The organism is Burkholderia sp. BCC1208 (assembly GCF_902833095.1).
Classification (GTDB): Bacteria; Pseudomonadota; Gammaproteobacteria; order Burkholderiales; family Burkholderiaceae; genus Burkholderia.
Genome location: NZ_CADFDY010000012.1, coordinates 19,616 through 36,757, shown reverse-complemented (window position 1 = coordinate 36,757; position 17,142 = coordinate 19,616). Strand labels below are relative to the sequence as shown.

At 68.2% G+C, this 17,142-nt stretch carries 16 protein-coding genes; 9 read left to right on the top strand and 7 right to left on the bottom strand.

The features are described 5' to 3' along the window. Window positions 1–47 precede the first annotated feature (47 nt). From HWX09_RS27445 to HWX09_RS27420, 6 genes are all read right to left on the bottom strand, one after another. Entirely contained in the window at window positions 48–836 is a 789-nt protein-coding gene (locus HWX09_RS27445; RefSeq protein WP_027781110.1) for a lytic transglycosylase domain-containing protein, read from the bottom strand. Next, window positions 833–1,507, bottom strand: a complete 675-nt coding sequence (sctR, locus tag HWX09_RS27440; RefSeq protein WP_006480865.1) for a type III secretion system export apparatus subunit SctR — start codon at window positions 1,505–1,507, stop codon at window positions 833–835. The genes HWX09_RS27445 and sctR overlap by 4 nt, the downstream gene beginning before the upstream one ends. A gap of 3 nt (window positions 1,508–1,510) precedes the next feature. Further along, complete coding sequence (sctQ, locus tag HWX09_RS27435; protein ID WP_027781109.1) at window positions 1,511–2,665, bottom strand: type III secretion system cytoplasmic ring protein SctQ; 1,155 nt, start codon at window positions 2,663–2,665, stop codon at window positions 1,511–1,513. Between the two features lie 403 nt (window positions 2,666–3,068). Next, a complete protein-coding gene (locus HWX09_RS27430) occupies window positions 3,069–3,467 on the bottom strand; it encodes a winged helix-turn-helix domain-containing protein (protein WP_027781108.1) in 399 nt (132 codons plus the stop codon). A 488-nt stretch (window positions 3,468–3,955) separates the two neighbouring features. Further along, on the bottom strand, window positions 3,956–6,166 hold the full coding sequence (locus HWX09_RS27425; protein WP_027781107.1) for a xanthine dehydrogenase family protein molybdopterin-binding subunit: 2,211 nt from the start codon (window positions 6,164–6,166) through the stop codon (window positions 3,956–3,958). A gap of 2 nt (window positions 6,167–6,168) precedes the next feature. Continuing rightward, window positions 6,169–6,630 carry a (2Fe-2S)-binding protein gene (locus HWX09_RS27420; protein WP_027781106.1) on the bottom strand — a complete coding sequence of 154 codons (462 nt, stop codon included), beginning with the start codon at window positions 6,628–6,630 and terminating at the stop codon, window positions 6,169–6,171. 180 nt (window positions 6,631–6,810) lie between these two features. Between HWX09_RS27420 and HWX09_RS27415 the strand changes: the two genes are divergently transcribed. The 8 genes from HWX09_RS27415 to HWX09_RS27380 all read left to right on the top strand — a co-directional run bounded on the left by HWX09_RS27415 (window position 6,811) and on the right by HWX09_RS27380 (window position 15,579). Continuing rightward, window positions 6,811–7,734, top strand: a complete 924-nt coding sequence (locus HWX09_RS27415; protein ID WP_027781105.1) for an AraC family transcriptional regulator — start codon at window positions 6,811–6,813, stop codon at window positions 7,732–7,734. 1,814 nt (window positions 7,735–9,548) lie between these two features. Next, a complete protein-coding gene (locus HWX09_RS27410) occupies window positions 9,549–9,872 on the top strand; it encodes a hypothetical protein (RefSeq protein WP_027781104.1) in 324 nt (107 codons plus the stop codon). Between the two features lie 111 nt (window positions 9,873–9,983). Next, window positions 9,984–10,574, top strand: a complete 591-nt coding sequence (locus HWX09_RS27405; RefSeq protein ID WP_027781103.1) for a hypothetical protein — start codon at window positions 9,984–9,986, stop codon at window positions 10,572–10,574. Between the two features lie 72 nt (window positions 10,575–10,646). After that, window positions 10,647–10,928: a hypothetical protein gene (locus HWX09_RS27400; protein ID WP_027781102.1), complete on the top strand. Its 282-nt coding sequence runs from the start codon at window positions 10,647–10,649 to the stop codon at window positions 10,926–10,928. A 44-nt stretch (window positions 10,929–10,972) separates the two neighbouring features. Beyond that, on the top strand, window positions 10,973–12,655 hold the full coding sequence (locus tag HWX09_RS27395; protein ID WP_027781101.1) for a hypothetical protein: 1,683 nt from the start codon (window positions 10,973–10,975) through the stop codon (window positions 12,653–12,655). A 154-nt stretch (window positions 12,656–12,809) separates the two neighbouring features. Next, a complete protein-coding gene (locus HWX09_RS27390) occupies window positions 12,810–13,394 on the top strand; it encodes a hypothetical protein (protein WP_027781100.1) in 585 nt (194 codons plus the stop codon). Between the two features lie 147 nt (window positions 13,395–13,541). Then, window positions 13,542–14,939, top strand: coding sequence for a sigma-54 dependent transcriptional regulator (locus HWX09_RS27385; RefSeq protein ID WP_051421296.1), 1,398 nt, complete (start codon window positions 13,542–13,544; stop codon window positions 14,937–14,939). A 133-nt stretch (window positions 14,940–15,072) separates the two neighbouring features. Continuing rightward, window positions 15,073–15,579, top strand: coding sequence for a hypothetical protein (locus HWX09_RS27380; protein ID WP_027781098.1), 507 nt, complete (start codon window positions 15,073–15,075; stop codon window positions 15,577–15,579). Between the two features lie 8 nt (window positions 15,580–15,587). Here the strand turns inward: HWX09_RS27380 and HWX09_RS27375 are convergent, their stop codons facing one another. After that, entirely contained in the window at window positions 15,588–16,079 is a 492-nt protein-coding gene (locus HWX09_RS27375) for a hypothetical protein (RefSeq protein ID WP_027781097.1), read from the bottom strand. A gap of 376 nt (window positions 16,080–16,455) precedes the next feature. Here HWX09_RS27375 and HWX09_RS27370 point away from each other — a divergent pair, with 376 nt between their 5' ends. Continuing rightward, window positions 16,456–17,133 carry a response regulator transcription factor gene (locus tag HWX09_RS27370; protein ID WP_027781096.1) on the top strand — a complete coding sequence of 226 codons (678 nt, stop codon included), beginning with the start codon at window positions 16,456–16,458 and terminating at the stop codon, window positions 17,131–17,133. Window positions 17,134–17,142: the final 9 nt, after the last annotated feature.

Sequence of the window (17,142 nt, the reverse complement as noted above, 5' to 3'; positions counted from 1 at the left end):
CACGGCGGTGCGTTCGATCAGCGCACGGCGGCTTGCGCCGCGGTTCGTCACTGATCGAGACACCGCACACACAGCCGCTTCGCCTGATTCGCCGGCAGCCCGCGGCACATCATCACCACCGGCCTGGCATGGCACGACGGCGCATCGGCGGACGCGGCGGCCGACGGCAGGCGCCGCGCGCGGTCGGGCGGCGTCGTGGCGGCCGCGGCCATGCGCCGCTCGCGCGCCGGCGGCGGCGTGTCGGTCACGACGGGAATCGGTTCGACGCCGCCTTCGCGCGCATTGCGCTGCGCGCTCGCGACGACGCGGCTCACGTAGCCGCTCGAGAAGCCGGTCGTGAAGTTGCCGCTGTAGTAGCACGACAGCGCCGCGCGCAACGCGGCCTGCGTGGCGCGGCCGGTGCCGGACGAGCGCGCGAAGCATTCGGTCAGGATCGCGCCGCCGGCCTGCAGGTTGCGGCACGGCTCGAACATCGTCGCTTCATCGAGCCCGTATTTCGCGAAATTGCGTTCGTTCACCTGCGCGAGGCCGACGCTGTAGCTGAAGCCGCGCGACGACAGTTCGCGCGCGGTCGCGCGCGCCTCGTCGAGCGACGCGGGCTGGCGCGTCAGGTGCCCGCCGACCACGCCGATCGCATACGGATTGAAACCCGACTCGGTGCGCACGAGCGCGGCGAGCGTCGCGGGATCGACGTTCGGCGCGCAGGCGCGCGCCAGTTGCGCGAAACCGGCGCCGCCGCCGGCCGCCTGCGCGACGCGCGCCGGCAGGCACGCGAGCGCGAGCATGGCCAGCGCGCACAGGCAAGCAGCGGCGGTTCGCAGGCGGCGCGCGTTCATCCCGCACCCGCCACGCGGTACGACAGCACGAGCCCGTGCACGAGCAGCGACCAGCCGTCGAGCGCGACGAACAGCAGCAGCTTGAACGGCACCGAGATCGTCGTCGGCGAGATCATCTGCATCCCGAGCGCCAGCAGGATGTTCGCGACCAGCAGATCGACGACGATGAACACGATGTAGATGACGAAGCCGATCTGGAACGCCTTCGTCAGCTCGGCGAGCGTGAAGCTCGGCACCAGCACGAGCAGGTCGTCGTCCTTGATGCCGTCCGCGCGGTTCTTCGGCCAGACCGACGTCGCGGTGCGCACGAAGAATTCGCGGTCGCGCTGGCGCGTATGCGATACCAGGAAATCCTTGATCGGCGGCAGCGCGGCATCGGCGAGTGCGCCGATGTCCGAGGTCGACAATTGCCCGGATGCATCGAAGTGGCGCGCCTGCAGCGCGTCGCGGATCGACATCCCGACGGGCGCCATGATGAACAGCGACAGGATCAGCGCGATGCCGTTCAGCACGAGGTTCGGCGGCACCTGCTGGATCCCGAGCGCGGAGCGCAGCAGGCCGAGCACGACCACCAGCTTCGTGTAGCTCGTCACCATCAGCGCCGCGAACGGCGCGATGCCGAGCGCGGCGATGACCGCGATCAGCGCGACCGGATTCGGCAGGTTGCCCATCGTTCAGCGCTCGCGCGGCGCGGGTTGCGTCAGCGTGACGACGCGCACGCCGAGCTTCTGGCCGACCGCGATCAGATGGCCGGTGCCGATCAGCATCCCGTTCGCGACGAGATGGATCACGCTCTGGTTGATCCCTTGCTGCAACTCGATCACGGCCCCCGGCTGCAGCGCGCTCAGCTCGCCGAGCGGCATCGACGTGGGCGGCAGCTCGAAGCGCAGGTCGACGGCGAGGCCGTCGAGCGAGCGCGGTGCGTCGGCGGGCGGCGCGTCGTGCGTCGTCGGCGGGGCGGAGTCGGTGCGGGTCGGTTCCAAAGGCATCTCCCTGATTCGTTCGACGGTCAGCCGGTTGCCCGACGGCCGTCCGGTGATTTCCCACGCCGGCGCGGCCGGCAGCCGCGCGACGCACAGCAGGTTCTGCTCGTGTGCCTTCCAGCGCTCGATCGCGATGATGTCGCCGCCGACGACGTCGGCCAGCTCGGCCGTCGTCAGCTCGGTGCGGCCGATCTCGAACACGAGCGGCACGGGCAGGCTCGCGTAGGCCGCGCGCGCGTCGGCGAGCGCGGCCGGCGCGGCCGCGAAGAACACGGCCAGCGCGTCCGGTGCGTCGAACAGCAGCGCGCCGTGGCAGCGCCACGCGGCGTCGGCGCGGCGCAGCTCGAACCGCAGCGCGGCCGGTGAGGCGGGCGAGGCCGGCGCGCCGGCCGGCGGCGGCAGCAGTTCCACGCGCTGCCGCGTCGCGGCTTGCAGTACGGCCGCGAGCGGCGCGCACAGGTCGGCAAGCAGCGCCGCGCGGATCACGGCCGGGACCGCCGGGTCGGCTGCGTCGCCGAGCCATTCGGTTTCCGCGACCGGGTCGATCCAGAGCGTGCCGGCAGCCGGACCGACGACGAAGCGGTACGCGTGCGCATCGGCGGCCGGCTCGGCGTCGACGCGCCAGCGCACTTCGTACGCATGCTCGCCGAGCGTGACCGGGACGGCGCCCGTCGCGCCGTACGCATGCGACAGCCCGCGCGCGGCGGCGGCGGACAGGCGCGGCAGGTAGGGCGACGCGTCGAGCGCGCCCGCGGCCGGCGCGGCGGCGGGCGGCGGGGAAGCGGCGGGCATGGCCCGGTTCGCGGCGTCGCCGGCGTCGGCATTCGTCAGGAACAGCGCAGGCACGGCGGGATCGGGGCGGATTCGACGTTGGTTCGACGGATTGTTCTGGGGCCGGCGGCGCCGAGGGGCGCGCGGCTGCTGCGTCGATTGTAGGGACGGCGATGGCCGCGTGCCGCGCCGGAATCCGTAGTCGCGGCCATCGCGCGGAGATGCCGGGCGCGGCGCGCTACGAAGCGTGACGAACGAGGGCGGAGCGCGGCCGGGCGCGATGAAGCATGGCGGTGCGACGGCTGGCGGTCAAAAGCAACCGCCGCCCGGAGGCGGCGGCTGGGGCGCGGCTGGCTGGCGGACCGGGCGGCGTGCAGGCCGCGTCCGGCCGGCAGGCCGCGAGGTGCTGCGAATCCGCGCAGCGCGGTGGGGGAAGCGTGGCGGGCGTGCCGCGATCGGGCGGCGCGCGGGTGACGCGTTACGCGTAGTCGGCGGCCATCGCGGGTTGCGGGGCCGTGCGCACCATCGGCGCCGCGTCGTGACGCTCGACGTGCGTCATCGCCGCGCCGAACAGCACGAGGCGATAGCCGACCGCATAGATCGGGATGATCCGCAGATTCTTGTCGTGTTCGAGCTGCAGCTTCGAGCGGATCCGCGAAATATGGGTGTCGAGCGTGCGCGACGACACGCCGAGCTCGCGGCCCCACACGGCTTCCTGGATTGCCTGCCGGGGCACGATCTTGTTCATGTTGTCGAGCAGGAATTCGACGACGTCGAATTCGCGCGGCGTAACGTCGACGACCTTGTTGTCGATTTCGATCGTGCGGCGCACGAAGTTGATTTTTATGTTGTCGATGTACAGGTATTTGCAATCCATGGTGGCCCTCGCATGTCCGTAAAGGAGTGTTTGCGGGCCTTGTGCTGCAACTTCCGGGCCAGGGGAGGATTGTCGGATGGCAATAGCTGGCGGTCGCGGCGCGGACGGCGCGGCAGCCTTGAATTTAAAAGAATTTTTAACGGGAAGCGCCGGACGATCGATGAAAGGGGAGGCGCGGTGCTGAAGGATTGTTACGTAGCATCGCGGGGCGACGTTACGGGCGTTACGTCCGATGTAACGGGGGGAGACGCCGGGAACACGCGCTCGACCCGGGTTGGCGGGCGGCCGGTGGAAACCGTACATGGAACCCTACATTGAACCCTACAGGTATCAATGAAAAATCAATATGAATCAGTGATATAAGTGGTTTTAATTGCCGACATCGAACCCTACATGGAACCAGCCCGGATAAGCCGGGTGTTCTCGCGATGCGTTGAAAAACGCCGGCCACGGGGCATACCTCGCCCGGCAGCCGGCATCTCCGCGTATCAAGCCTTCGCGCTCTCCGCCGAATCGAACGGCAGCACGTAATGCCGCTTGCCCGTCGCCGCGAAGATCGCATTCGCCACGGCCGGCCCGACCGGCGCGACGCCCGGCTCGCCGACCCCGGTCGGCGCTTCGGCCGACGGCACGATATGCACCTCGACCTTCGGCATTTCCGCCATCCGCAGCACGTGGTAGCCGTCGAAGTTGCGCTGCTCGACCTGGCCGTCCTTCAGCGTGATCGCGCTGTGCATCGCCGCGCCGAGCCCGAAACCGATGCCGCCCTCCATCTGCGCGGCGACGATGTCGGGATTGATCGCGATTCCGCAGTCGACCGCGCACACCACGCGCTCGACCTTCACCTTGCCGTCGGCGTCGACCGATACCTCGGCCACCTGCGCGACATAGCTCTTGAACGCCTCGGCCACCGCGATCCCGCGCCCGCGGCCCTTCGGCAGCGGCTTGGCCGGATCCCAGCCGGCCTTCTGCGCGGCCAGTTCCAGCACCGCGCGCATGCGCGGCTCCTTCGCGAGCAGGTCGCGGCGGAACGCATACGGATCCTTGCCGGCCGCGTGCGCGGCTTCGTCGATGAACGCCTCGACCGCGTAGGCCGTGTGCGAGCTGCCGACCACGCGCCACCACAGCACCGGCAGGCCGACCTTGGTGGTGGTGAGTTCGACCGACACGTTCGGCACCGCGTACGGCAGGTTCGCGGCGCCCTCGACCGACGTCGCGTCGACGCCGTTCTTGACCATGAACGCCTCGAACGGTGTGCCGGCGAGAATCGACTGGCCGACGATCCGGTGGCGCCAGCCCACCAGCCGGCCGTCCGCGGTCAGGCCCGCGTCGAGCTTGTGGAAGTACATCGGCCGGTAGAAGCCGCCCTGGATGTCGTCCTCGCGCGTCCATTGCAGCTTGACGGGCTTGCCGTCCGCGCCGAGCGCCTTCGCGATCGACACGGCCTCGACCACGTAGTCCGACCACGCGTTCGCGCGCCGGCCGAAGCTGCCGCCCGCATACAGCGTGTGGATCTGCACCTGCTCGGGTTTCAGCCCGGCCGTCCTGGCCGCGTTGCCCTGGTCGACCGTCTGGAACTGGTCGCCGGCCCAGATCTCGCAGCTGTTGGCCGTCAGCTTGACGACCGCGTCGAGCGGCTCCATCGGCGCGTGCGCGAGGTACGGGAATTCGTACGTCGCGCTGATCTTGCGCGCCGCGCCGGCGATCGCCGCATCGGCATCGCCGTCCTTGCGCGCCGACGTGCCCGGCTTCTCGGCGAGTTGCCGGTATTCGCGCATGAGCTCGTCCGAGCCGCGCTTCTCCGCCTTCGTTTCGTCCCATTCGACCTTCAGCGCATCGCGGCCCTGTTTCGCGGCCCAGAAGCCGTTCGCGACGACCGCGACGCCGCCTGGCACCTGCACGACCGACACGACGCCCGGCACGGCCTTCGCGGCCGTCGCGTCGAACGATTTCACCGTCGCGCCGAAGCGCGGCGGCCGCTGCAGCAGCGCGACGCGCATGCCGGGGAACGTCGTGTCGAGCGTGAAATGCGCGGTGCCGTTCGATTTCGACGATGCGTCGACGCGCGGAATCCGGTGCCCGATCAGCTTGAAATCGGCCGGCTGCTTCAGCGTGACCTTGTCGGGCACGGGCAGCTTCGACGCATCGGCGACGAGCGTGCCGTACGCGGCCGTCTTGCCGCTCTTCGTGTGCGTGACGACGCCGTTGGCGGTGGTCAGCTCGGCGGCCGGCACCTTCCAGCGAGCCGCCGCGGCCTGCACGAGCATCGCGCGCGCCTTGCCGCCCGCTTCGCGCAGTTGCTGCCACGAGTTCGACATGGCCGAACTGCCGCCCGTGCCCTGCATCGTGCCGAACGCGAGGTTCGCGTAGCGCTTCGCATCGGCCGGCGCGCTTTCGACGCGCACGCTCGACCAGTCGGCGTCGAGCTCCTCGGCGACGATCGTCGCGATGCCCGTATACGCGCCCTGGCCCATTTCGACGTGCTTCGCGATCACCGTGACGGCGCCGTCGGGCGTGATGCGCAGGAATGCGTTCGGTGCGAAATCGCTGGCCGGCGCGGTCGCGGCGAGTGCGCGGCGGCCGAGGCCGGCCCAGTCGAAGCCGATGGTCAGGCTGACGGCGGCTGCTGCCCCGGCGGCCTTCAGGAACGTGCGGCGCGACGGGCGCACCGAATCGGTGTTGTCGAGTTCGATCGTCATGGTCAGGCTCCCAGCGTCGCGGCCGCGTCGTGGATCGCGGCCCGGATGCGGGCGTAGGTCGCACAGCGGCAGAGGTTGCCGTTCATCGCGGCGTCGATGTCCGCGTCGGTCGGTTTCGGATTTTGTTCGAGCAATGCGGTGGCCGACATGATCTGGCCGGACTGGCAATAGCCGCATTGCGGCACCTGCAGCTTGACCCATGCGGTCTGCACGGCCTGCGCGGGCTTGCTCTGCAGGCCTTCGATCGTGGTGACGTGCTTGCCGGCGATGCCGGCGAGCGGCAGCACGCACGAGCGGACGGCCTGGCCTTCGAGATGCACCGTGCACGCGCCGCACTGCGCCATGCCGCAGCCGAATTTCGTGCCGGTCAGTCCCGCGTGTTCGCGAATCGCCCAGAGGACGGGCATCGACGGATCGGCGTCGAGGGTGACGTTCTTGCCGTTCAGGACAAACGAGGTGGGCATTTTGGTTGTCTCCGTGGGGAAAACCCGGCATGGGCCGGATTAGCGGGGAGTGTGCGCGAGCAGCCGGTTTTTGCGTCTACCCAATCCTGCAAATTTATTGAACAATCCTGCAAATCCCCCGCACGCCGCGAGCCGTTTCGCTATGCTCGCGCGACACGGGAAATCATTCGAGGATGCGTCATGGACATGACCGATATCGTGGCGTCGCGCGAATCCGGGCGGCGCGAACTGGCGTCGCTGATCGGCCGTTTCGCGCCGGCGGACGGCTCGCATTCGACGGCCGTGCCGGGTCTGATGCTGCATCGGCACACGCGGCCGGTCGATCTCGGCTGCGGCGTGTCGCGCGCCGCGCTGGTGATCGCCGCGCAGGGCGCGAAGCGCGTGATCGTCGCCGGCCACGCTTACGAATACGACACCCACAATTGCCTGATTACGTCGATCGACTTGCCGATCCTCTCGCGCGTGACGCGTGCGTCGGTGGACGAACCGTACCTGTGCCTGTCGCTGACGCTCGATCCGCAGCGCATCGTCGAGCTGGCGGCCGAGATGCGGCTGCCCGAGCCCGACGCGGGCCCGGAAGGCGAGGGGATCGCGCTCGCGGAGCTGACGCCGCCGCTGCTCGATGCGGCGTTGCGGCTGCTGCGGCTGCTCGATACGCCGGCCGACATCGCGGTCGTCGCGCCGCTGATCGAGAAGGAAGTGCTGTACCGGCTGATGACGAGCGGGCAGGGCACGCGGCTGCGGCACATGGCGATCGCCGGCAGCCAGACGCACCGGATCGCGCGTGCGATCGAATGGATCCGCGATCACTTCGCGGAGCCGATGCGCGTCGAGTCGCTCGCGCAGGCGGTCAACATGAGCGTGTCGTCGCTGCACCATCATTTCAAGCACGTGACGACGCTGAGCCCGCTGCAGTATCAGAAGCAACTGCGGCTGCACGAGGCGCGGCGGCTGTTGCTGCGGCAGGGCGGCGACGTCGGGTCGGTGGCGGCGGTCGTCGGCTACGAAAGTGCGTCGCAGTTCAGCCGCGAATACAGCCGGCTGTTCGGCGCGCCGCCGATGCGCGACGTCGTGCATCTGCGCAAGAAGGAGCTGCTCGGCTGACGGGCGGCCGCCTGTATTTCGTGTGCCGTGGTGTACCGCTCGGTGTGAGCCGACATCAGGCAATCGGCATGCCGTGAATGACGAAATCCCGCTGCGTGCGGGCGCGGCCGGGTCGTGACCGTTCGGCGCGCGCGTTTGTGATTCATGCGTGAATCGTGGGGACAGGGGAAGCTCGCGTGGCGATCGCGGGATCGATACGGTTCGACACGGCGAAACGCGCGATGAATCAGGTTTTTACGAGACCGACGGCGTGAAAGGTGTCTTGGATCGGCATTTTCAAATAATGAGAATCAAGCGGATAAATGCTCGAAAACGTTTCTTCAATGAATTGCTCGCCTGGGATACATGGGTGAAATGAGTTTGATCGAATGGAATGAAAACGCTGAGCGCGATTTTGTCGAAATCGCGTGTTTGCATTTGTTTTAATTATTACGCCCGCAGCGTGCCGGATGGCAATATTTTTCGCCGCATGATCGTGTGGGTATTTTCACGGATGAATCAAATTCGTTTCGTATTTCGGGGAGAACCCGTGTTCCGGCCGTATCGGCGGCCGTGCGGTGCGAGGCATTGAGCGGCTCGCCCCCGTTCGCCGGGCGTAATGGACGGCTGCCGGCCTCCGCAACACGCGGTTCGTCAGCAGAAACGCGCGAACCGCGGGCCATGTGTCGGGAGACGGTTCTCAAGGTTGAAACAACCGTTCGCAGGGACGTCCGGCGCGCCTGGACGCGCCGGATTCGTCCGTCAAATCAAGGCATTGCGTCGCGGTGTTCAATGATCGCCACCGCGGGCGCCCCGTTAGCGCGATACATTCCTGAAACGAAAAATGCCGTTCCCTGCGAAATGGTCAGGGCTGACGGCCGCATGCCGCGCGCAATGCGCAGTGGAATATCGCATGGCATGCGGTTTGCGAGATGGGACGCACCGGCGAGCGGTCGACACGATGCAACGATGATGTGGGGGCGGCCAGTTCGTCACAAGCCAGTCGGGGAAGCGGCGATGAACACTATAAGCAGTGGCTTGATCCGCGCGTTTCTAGCGCACCATAGGGGTAGTCGGACTGATTGGGGTAGCGCTTGCGACGCAGTGCCAGCGTCGTCGGTAGCGCCTTGCCGATTTTCCGCCCTCCGCGCGCGTCGCGTGTTGGAGCGGGTGTCGTTTCGCGCGACAACCCGGCGACAGCGATGCTCGCCTTCATTCAGCGCTCCCGGATGGGGCACGCTGTTCGTGCCGGACAGCGTCGCGCCGATTCCTCTTCAACCGTGCAGAGCCGTTTCGATCGCGCCGGGCCAGTGCCGGCGCCGGCCGGATTAGATCGAACGCGCGTCGGCCGGGTTATCCGGAAGGCTTTTCTTCGTCAGCTCAGGGAGCAGACATGTCGTCTGGCTGCAATGCAGGCTCGTTGTCGCCCGGCTGAAGGGCGTATGTCGAGCGGGCGCTGCGTTTTGCGGTAGTCAATACATTCGCTGATTTTCAATTCCTGAAACGAGTGCCGGTGCCGGTATCTGTTTTGGGCGGGGTATTGAAAATCGCGAGCCGGAAAGATGTGTGTGTAATTCCGGTGAATGTAATCGACGATGTTTTTGGTGAATTCAAATGTTCATAAAAATAATAGAAAACACCTACTCATAAATTTTGGACAACTTAAAAACATAAAACTAGACTTCGGCTGGTCAAAAATAAAAAGCCAATTCACGATCCTGAAATAATTTATTTATTCGATAGCAATCCTTATTTTCAAGGATTGCCCGAGGCAGGAAGATTGATGGCGTGCGATCTTCCATGCTCATTCTCTCCACGCCGTTATGGAGTCGACCATGAAGAAGCTTCTGATTGCAGCAGCAGTTCTGGCGGTTTCGGGTGCAGCGTTTGCAGCGAGCGGCACGATCTCGAGCAGCAACTCGTCGAGCGGTGGCCAGACGATGGCCGGGGTCGCCGGGTTCGGCCACTTCACCGCAACCGATTCCGGCTCGGCACTCGGCGCAGCCGGCGCAATGGCCGGTGGCGGCAGCAGCGGTTCGATCTCGTACACGAACCACACGCAAACGTCGACGGTCGGCGGCTTCGGCTTCGGCGGCGCACAAGCAGGCGGCAGCAGCGGCGCGAACGCGGGCTCGACCGGCTGGACGTATCACCACTAAGCCGCGACGCGTAGCGTTCGTCATTGGCTGGCGGCACGGATGCCGGGTGTTGTTCCGCAAGGGCAGGCCCGGCTCCGCCACCGTCGAACTTCCTCACAGCAAGGAATTGCTATGAAAGCCAAAGTCATGTTAGCGACAGCGCTCACCGTCATTTCGTCCGCTGCGTTGGCGGCCGGATCGTCCACGACCAACCAGACGCAATCCGTTGCGGCGGGTGTTTCCGGTTCGGTGCTGGTCGGCTCCGGCAGCTATACCAGCAATTCGACCTCGACGGCCGGCGCGAATGCAGGAAGTACCGTGACACCCGCCGGCTCCGCCGGCACGGCGTCCGCTTTTCACAACTCGACTTCGACGGCCAGCGGCTCGGGCACGAACGGGGGCGCGTTCGCGGCGGGCGGCGGTATCGGTGCCGCGGGTTCGTTCGCCGGGAACGGCAGCACGAACGAGAACGCGAATGCGCTTTCGGGAGGGGTGACCGCCACGATCGTACTCGGCGCGAACCACTACACGGCCACGGGCGCGAACGACCACGGCATCGCCAACGCGGGCGCCGTGGGGTGGACGGGCAGTGGCGGGTCGGGCGCGATCGCGGGCTCGAATCACTACAACACGTCGACCGTGTGGAGTACCGGTCCGGCCGGTTCGCCGTCCGCATCGGGCGGAAGCCAGGGAGACTCGAGCGCGACCGGGAGCAGTCATTAGTCAGGTGTGGGGGGACCAGTTTCCCAGCGACGCTGGTCTCTTTTCCGCATCGTTGTCACGTAAGGAGTTGGCATGAAGCAGAACCTGATTGCCGCCGCTCTGATGCTCGCGGCTCTGACGGCGTATGGCGCTGACCGTGCCGCCGATGGTGGGCAATCGAATATGCAGACGTCAAACAACCCTTCTCAGACAACCAAACCGTCAGAACAACAAACGCTTTCGTCGGGCAGTGCCATCGGCGGACCGGACACCCAGCAATGGCAGGGCATGTCGGCCGGCTCGTGGTCCCAGCTGGGCAGCGGCTGGAAGCAGTTCGGGGAAGCAGCGAAAACTGAAGGCATTCAGGGGAATTAGTACGGTTGCCTGGGTGGGAGGTCAAACCTCGTCCGGAGAGTGAAATGAACAGCAACAGGATCAAGGTGGCATGTGCGGCGATGTTCGCGATGACCACGATCGGCGCCCACGCGCAAACCGCCGATTCGACGTCGAGCGCGCAATCGTCGACATCGTCGACGGCGATCAGCCAGGGCGGCGGTTCGAGCATGAACACGAATACGACGAGTTCGCGCGGGGGGAATGCCACCAGCTCCAGCGGGGTGCGCGGCAGCGGCAATTCGAGCGTGAACGTCAACGTGACGATGCCGTCCGGCACCGCCGGCGGCAACGTGACGCCGCAGAGCACGAATGCGCTCGCGACCGGCGCACCGGGCAGCAGCCCGTACAACACCCAGGCGACGGAAAACGTCAATTACTCCGGCACGCAGACGATCAAGACGAATCCGTCGATCCAGGCGCCCGGCCTCACGACCACGCTGTCCGATACCTGCATGGGCTCGGTGAGTGTCGGCGTGTCGTTCCCGGGGTTCGGCGCGACGGGCGGCACGACGCTCGTCGACCAGGCCTGCGTGCGGCGTCTCGATGCGCGTGAATTCCGTGCGATGGGCCTGACCGACGTGGCGCTCGCGCTGCTGTGCCAGAGCGATGCGAACCGGCGCGCGGTGGAGGCGACCGGGCACCTGTGCCCGGGCACGACCGCGCCGCTCGCGCGTTCGAACGTGGCGCCCAGCGTCGAAGCGACCGTCGCGGACGACATCAAGTATCGCGATCCGATCGTGCGTGACCGGATGGGCCTGCCGCCGCTCGGCTCGGCCGCGCCGGCGCCCGCCCCGACGCGCCCGATCGAGACGGCCTCGATGCGCGCTGCGCCGGTTTCGGTGCCGGTCCCTGTGCCGGCGATGGCGCCTGTCGCCGCCACGCCGGCAGTGGCGATGCCGGCCGTTGCCGCAGCCGCACCGGCGGTTGCAGCGCCGGCCGTGGCCGCCGCGGTTTCGGCCGCCGCGGCACCTGCGGCGGCTGCCGCGCCTGCCATCGCCGCCACCTCGCCCGCGGCATCGGTCGTACCGGCCGCCGCGATGGCCGCCGTGCCGGCAGCAGCCGTCATCGCCGCGCCGGCTGCGGCGGACAAGGCATCGCCGGCGCCTGCCGAACCGGTCGCCGATACGAAGGCGCCGGAGCCCGCGCAGACGGTCGCCGACAAGGCGCCGGCGCCTGCCCCGGCAGTTGCCGACAAGACCCCCGAGCCGGTGCCTGCCGTCGCGGACAAGACCCCCGAGCCGGTGCCTGCCGTCGCGGACAGGACCCCCGAGCCCGTGCCTGCCGTCGCTGTCAAGACGCCCGAGCCTGCACACCCCGTCGCGGTCCAAGCACCGGAGCCGATGCCGGCCGCGACCGATCCGGTGCAGGCCGCAGGCGAGTCGGTTGCCGAACCGATGCCGGCGGCTGCCGTCGTCGCGGCGCCGGTTGCCGACACGAAGGCTGCCGAGCCGGCGCCGGAGGCGACTGCCGCAGCGCCTGCACCGGCGGCCGCGCAGCCTGCCGTCGCCGCGATGCCCGCCGACATGCCGGCAGCGGACGCGAAAGTGCCGGACGCGGTCGAATCCGCGGCCGCGGTGGCTGCGTCGCCCGCAAACGTGCCGGCGCTGACCGATCCCGCGCAAGCGTTGTCGCCCGCCGCGGTCGACCAGCACGCTGCACCGGCCGCGCCGGCGCCGACCGTCATCTCGACGAGCACCTCGTCGTAGGCATGCGGCCGGTCTGCCGTGCGACCGGAGCACCGGGCGCACGGCCGCCGCCGGGCCCGATGCCCGATGGTCTTTTCCGGTTTGACGGGTGTTGTTCCCCTCCCCGAGGTCAACACCTCTTTTTGCGTGACGAGGATGCAAGGAGGCCTCAATCATGAGGATCTTTTTGGTCGCTTTGTGGCTGGCCAGCGCGCAGGCCGCTGCGCAGTCGGTTTTCCAGAATCCCGCGGTCTTCGTCATCCTGAGCGAGCAGACCCTCGCGAACGCCGCGAGCGTCCAGCAGGCGCTGTCGACGCTCGGCCGTCCCGACAACACGGCATGCGCGCCGATGATGATGATCGGCGATCCGCAGATGGTCTACATGATGCCGGAAGCCGGTCACGCGCCGTCGTGGCAATCGCCGGTGTACGGCCGCGGCGCGCCGTTCGACGCGCGGAACGGGCCGAAGCCGACCGGCAAGGCGGTCGGCGCGATGCAGCACACCGAGGACATGCAGACGCAGCCGTGGAGCGACGGCAGTGCGATCACGCAGAAGATCGCGGGCGAGTCGAGCGTCACGGCGGCGGACCGGGTCAACGAATGGCGGCACGCCGGGCTCGACAGGATCGAGACGGCCCGCGCGTCGGACGTGACGGTGAACGGCAAGACCTACCGCGCCTATCGCGACGATCTCAACGGAGCGGCGAAGCCCGTCATCGAGCCGCAGATCTACACGCAGCGCGTCGTGTTCTGCCGATAACGCGGCGCCGATTTGCGGACGCAGCGGCGCCGCGCCGCGGGGCCACGCGCCCCGCCACGCGCTCCGCCACGCGCGACCGGGCAACGACCGCTCCGATACACAACCTTATGCGGCGAGGCAATCGTGAACCATTGCTGTCAGCTCGGCATGCCGGGCCCGCAGGATGTCGAACGGCAGGTGAGCACGCTGCCGCTCCTCGCGCTCCGGCGCACGCCCGTCGCGCCGTCGCGGCCGCTCGTCTACCTGTCGCGGCAGCACGATGCCGCGCTCGTCGATTCGCTCGCGTCGCGCGGCTGGGAAGTGTGGCGCGCAAAAACCGTGGCGGACGCGCTGAATCTCGTCAAGGCGAACCGTCCGCATGCGGGCATCGTCGATTTCGGCAGCTTCGCGTCGCCCGACGTCGCGTCGTTCGAGGCGCTGCTGCGTGACCCGCGCGTCGGCTGGGTCGCGCTCGTCGACGGCGAGCGGCTGCGCAACATCACGATCGCGCGGCTGATCCGCCATTGCTGCTTCGACTACGTGCGCAATGCGGCGGCCTACACGACGATCGGCTATCTCGTCGGCCATGCATACGGGATGCTCGAGCTCGCGGACGGCGACCCGGCCGCGGAGCCGCCGCCGCCCGGCGGCGCGATGATCGGTGCGTGCGACGCGATGCGCCGGCTGTTCGCGACGATCCGCAAGGTCGCGAACACCGACGCGACCGTGTTCATTGCGGGCGAATCCGGCACCGGCAAGGAGCTGACGGCGGCGGCGATCCACCGGCAGTCGTCGCGTGCCGACGCACCGTTCGTCGCCGTGAACTGTGCGGCCATCCCGACGATGCTGCTGCAGGCCGAACTGTTCGGGCACGAGCGCGGCGCATTCACCGGCGCGCACCAGCGCAAGATCGGCCGCATCGAGGCCGCGCACGGCGGCACGCTGTTTCTCGACGAAATCGGCGACATGCCGTTCGAGAGCCAGGCGAGCCTGCTGCGGTTCCTGCAGGAGGGCAAGATCGAGCGGCTCGGCGGGCACGGGTCGATTCCGGTCGACGTGCGGATCGTGTCGGCGACCCACGTCGATCTCGACGCCGCGATGCAGGCCGGGCGATTCCGCGCCGACCTGTACTACCGCCTGTGCGTGCTGCGCATCGACGAGCCGCCGCTGCGCATGCGCGGCCGTGACATCATGCTGCTCGCCGACGACGTGCTGCGGCGCTATCGCGGCGATGGCTCGTACCGGATTCGCGGCTTCACGGCGTGCGCGATCGAGGCGATCCACAACTATCCGTGGCCCGGCAACGTGCGCGAGCTGATCAACCGGATCCGCTTCGCGGTCGTGATGACGAGCGGCCCGCTGATCTCGGCCGCCGATCTCGAGCTGCGCCCGTACACGTCGTTGCGGCTGCCGACGCTCGCGCAGGCGCGTCGGCAGGCCGAGCGGCACGCGATCGAGGAAACCCTGCGGCGTCACCGCCGCCAGCATGCGGACGCCGCGGCGGAGCTCGGCATCTCGCGCGCGACGCTGTACCGTCTGATGACCGCGCACGGGCTGCATGGCTGACGCGCCGCGGTGTGCGCGTGCGCTCAAGACCTCGCGGCGGCGGCCGTTAAAACACGAAACGGCCCCGGCCGGGACGCGCGCATCGATCCGCGCGCACCCGGCACGCGGCGCATCACGCTTATCCGAGGTTACCGTGGCAGAGTGCAGTCAGTGCGGCAGGACATTCCTGGTCGGCGGTCGGTCGATCGACGGCCGCCGCTATTGCAGTCTGGTGTGCGCGCAGGCGCATCCGGTCGTCGTCGAGGCCGAACGGGTGCCCGACGCGAAGGTCCGGCAGTACGTCGACGACTGGCGCTACGGGCCCTGTCCGATCTGCCTGCGCGAAGGGCAGCCGGTGGACGTCCATGCGTCGCATCGCGTCGTGTCGCTCGTATTCGTCACGCGCTGGGCGACGCGGCGCCACGTGTGCTGCCGCCGCTGCGGCCGCAGGAAGCAGGCGGTCGCGCTGCTCGCGTCGGCCACGCTCGGCTGGTGGGGGCTGCCGTGGGGCATCGTGCTGACGCCGATCCAGCTCGCGCGCAACCTGCTGGGCCTGGCCGCGCGCGATCCCGAGGCCGCGACGCCGCAGTTCGAGGCGCTCGTGCGGCGCAAGCTGGCCGCCCGTCGGCTCGCGCGGGCGCAGCAGGGCGCCGGCGCCTGATCGCGTACTCAGGCCGGCCGGTCGAAGCCCGATGCGGCCCAGCGTTCGGCGCTGGCCTTGTTGAGCTTGAACCCGGCCGACACCTTCGCTTCGGCCAGCAGCTCGCCATACGGATCGAATGCCTTGAGCTGCGCATACGGCTCGAACTCGTCCGGCACGATGTCGAGCGTCACCGACACGTCCTGTCCGGCTTCGTCCTGCACCGTCACTTCCTTGTGCAGCATCGCGCGCCGCTGCTGTTCGTGCCGCATCAGCACTTCGGTCGCGGTCTTCACGAGCGTGCGGAACGCGTTCGCGTCCATCGGCTTCGGGTTCTTCTTGTCGCGGCCCATGGTCCACGGCCCGACGAGCGCGGGCTCGGACTCGCCGTCCTTGACCATCTCGACGGCCCAGCCGTCGTCGTCTTCGTTCTTGATGATGCGGGCCGTCCAGCCGTTGTCGCGCCAGAGGCCGTCTTCGTGGATGGAGGTGTCGTCGGATTGCAGGTCGGAATCGGTCATGAGCAAAGCGGGGAGGTCGGGCAAGCCGGCGAGGGGCGGCGGCGTGCGGCCGGCATCGGCGCGTCGCTCGCCGCCGGCGGGCCGGGGTGGCATGCAAATGCGCAATTTTACCTGCTGGCCGGACGTGCGGCGCGCGATGCCGGCCATCGGGCCGATGCCGCGACGGTCGAGCGCCGGCCGCCGGACGTAGAACCGGCGCAAATATCAAACGCGTATTACGTCTTCGGCGGCCAATTCGTACGCCGTCCGATATCGCGCGCGTGCATACGTTCATAGAATCGACCTTCAGGCTAAAAATCGCCTGAATGTCCTTTCAACGCCCCACCGGTCGCGCGCGTTCCGCGCGGCGCGGCCGGTGAACCACCAGGAACTCCGCATGAGGAAATTCAATGTTCGCATCGTCTTCGCGTACGACTGGCCGTTGACGCTGGCCGGTATCGAGCAGATCGCAGGCGGCGCCTGCGCGATCGAGCTCGCCGCGGTCTACCGGAGCGCGGCCGAACTGGTCGCGTCGCTCGGCGGCGTCGATTGCGACGTCGTGCTGGTCGACTATGCGATTCCCGGCGACGCGCAGATGGACGGCCTCGCGCTGTTCGACTGGCTGCGCCGCACGCGGCCGAACGTCGGGATCGTCGCGCTGGTCGCGAACGAGAATCCGCTGATCTTCCGGTCGATCTCCGCGATCGGCGGCGTGAGCGTCGTCAGCAAGCTCGACGAGGTTGGCCACATCGTCACGGCGATCCATTCGAGCTACAGCGGCGCGGCCTACCTGTCGCCGTCCGTGCGCCGCGCGGTCGATGCGCTCGGCACGCGCGGCGACACGCCCGTGAAACTGTCGGCGCGCGAAATCGAGGTGATTCGCCTGTATCTGTCGGGCGTGCCGATCAAGACGATCGCGCAGCGCCTGAGCAAGGGCAAGCAGACGGTCAGCGCGCAGAAGATCAGCGCGATGAAGAAGCTCGGCGCGAGCAACGACGTCGAGTTGATCCAGCGCGCGGCGGGGCTGGGGCTCGGCAGCGGCGAGGCCGCGCTGCGGGCGGGCAACGCGGCGTGAGTGCGGGGC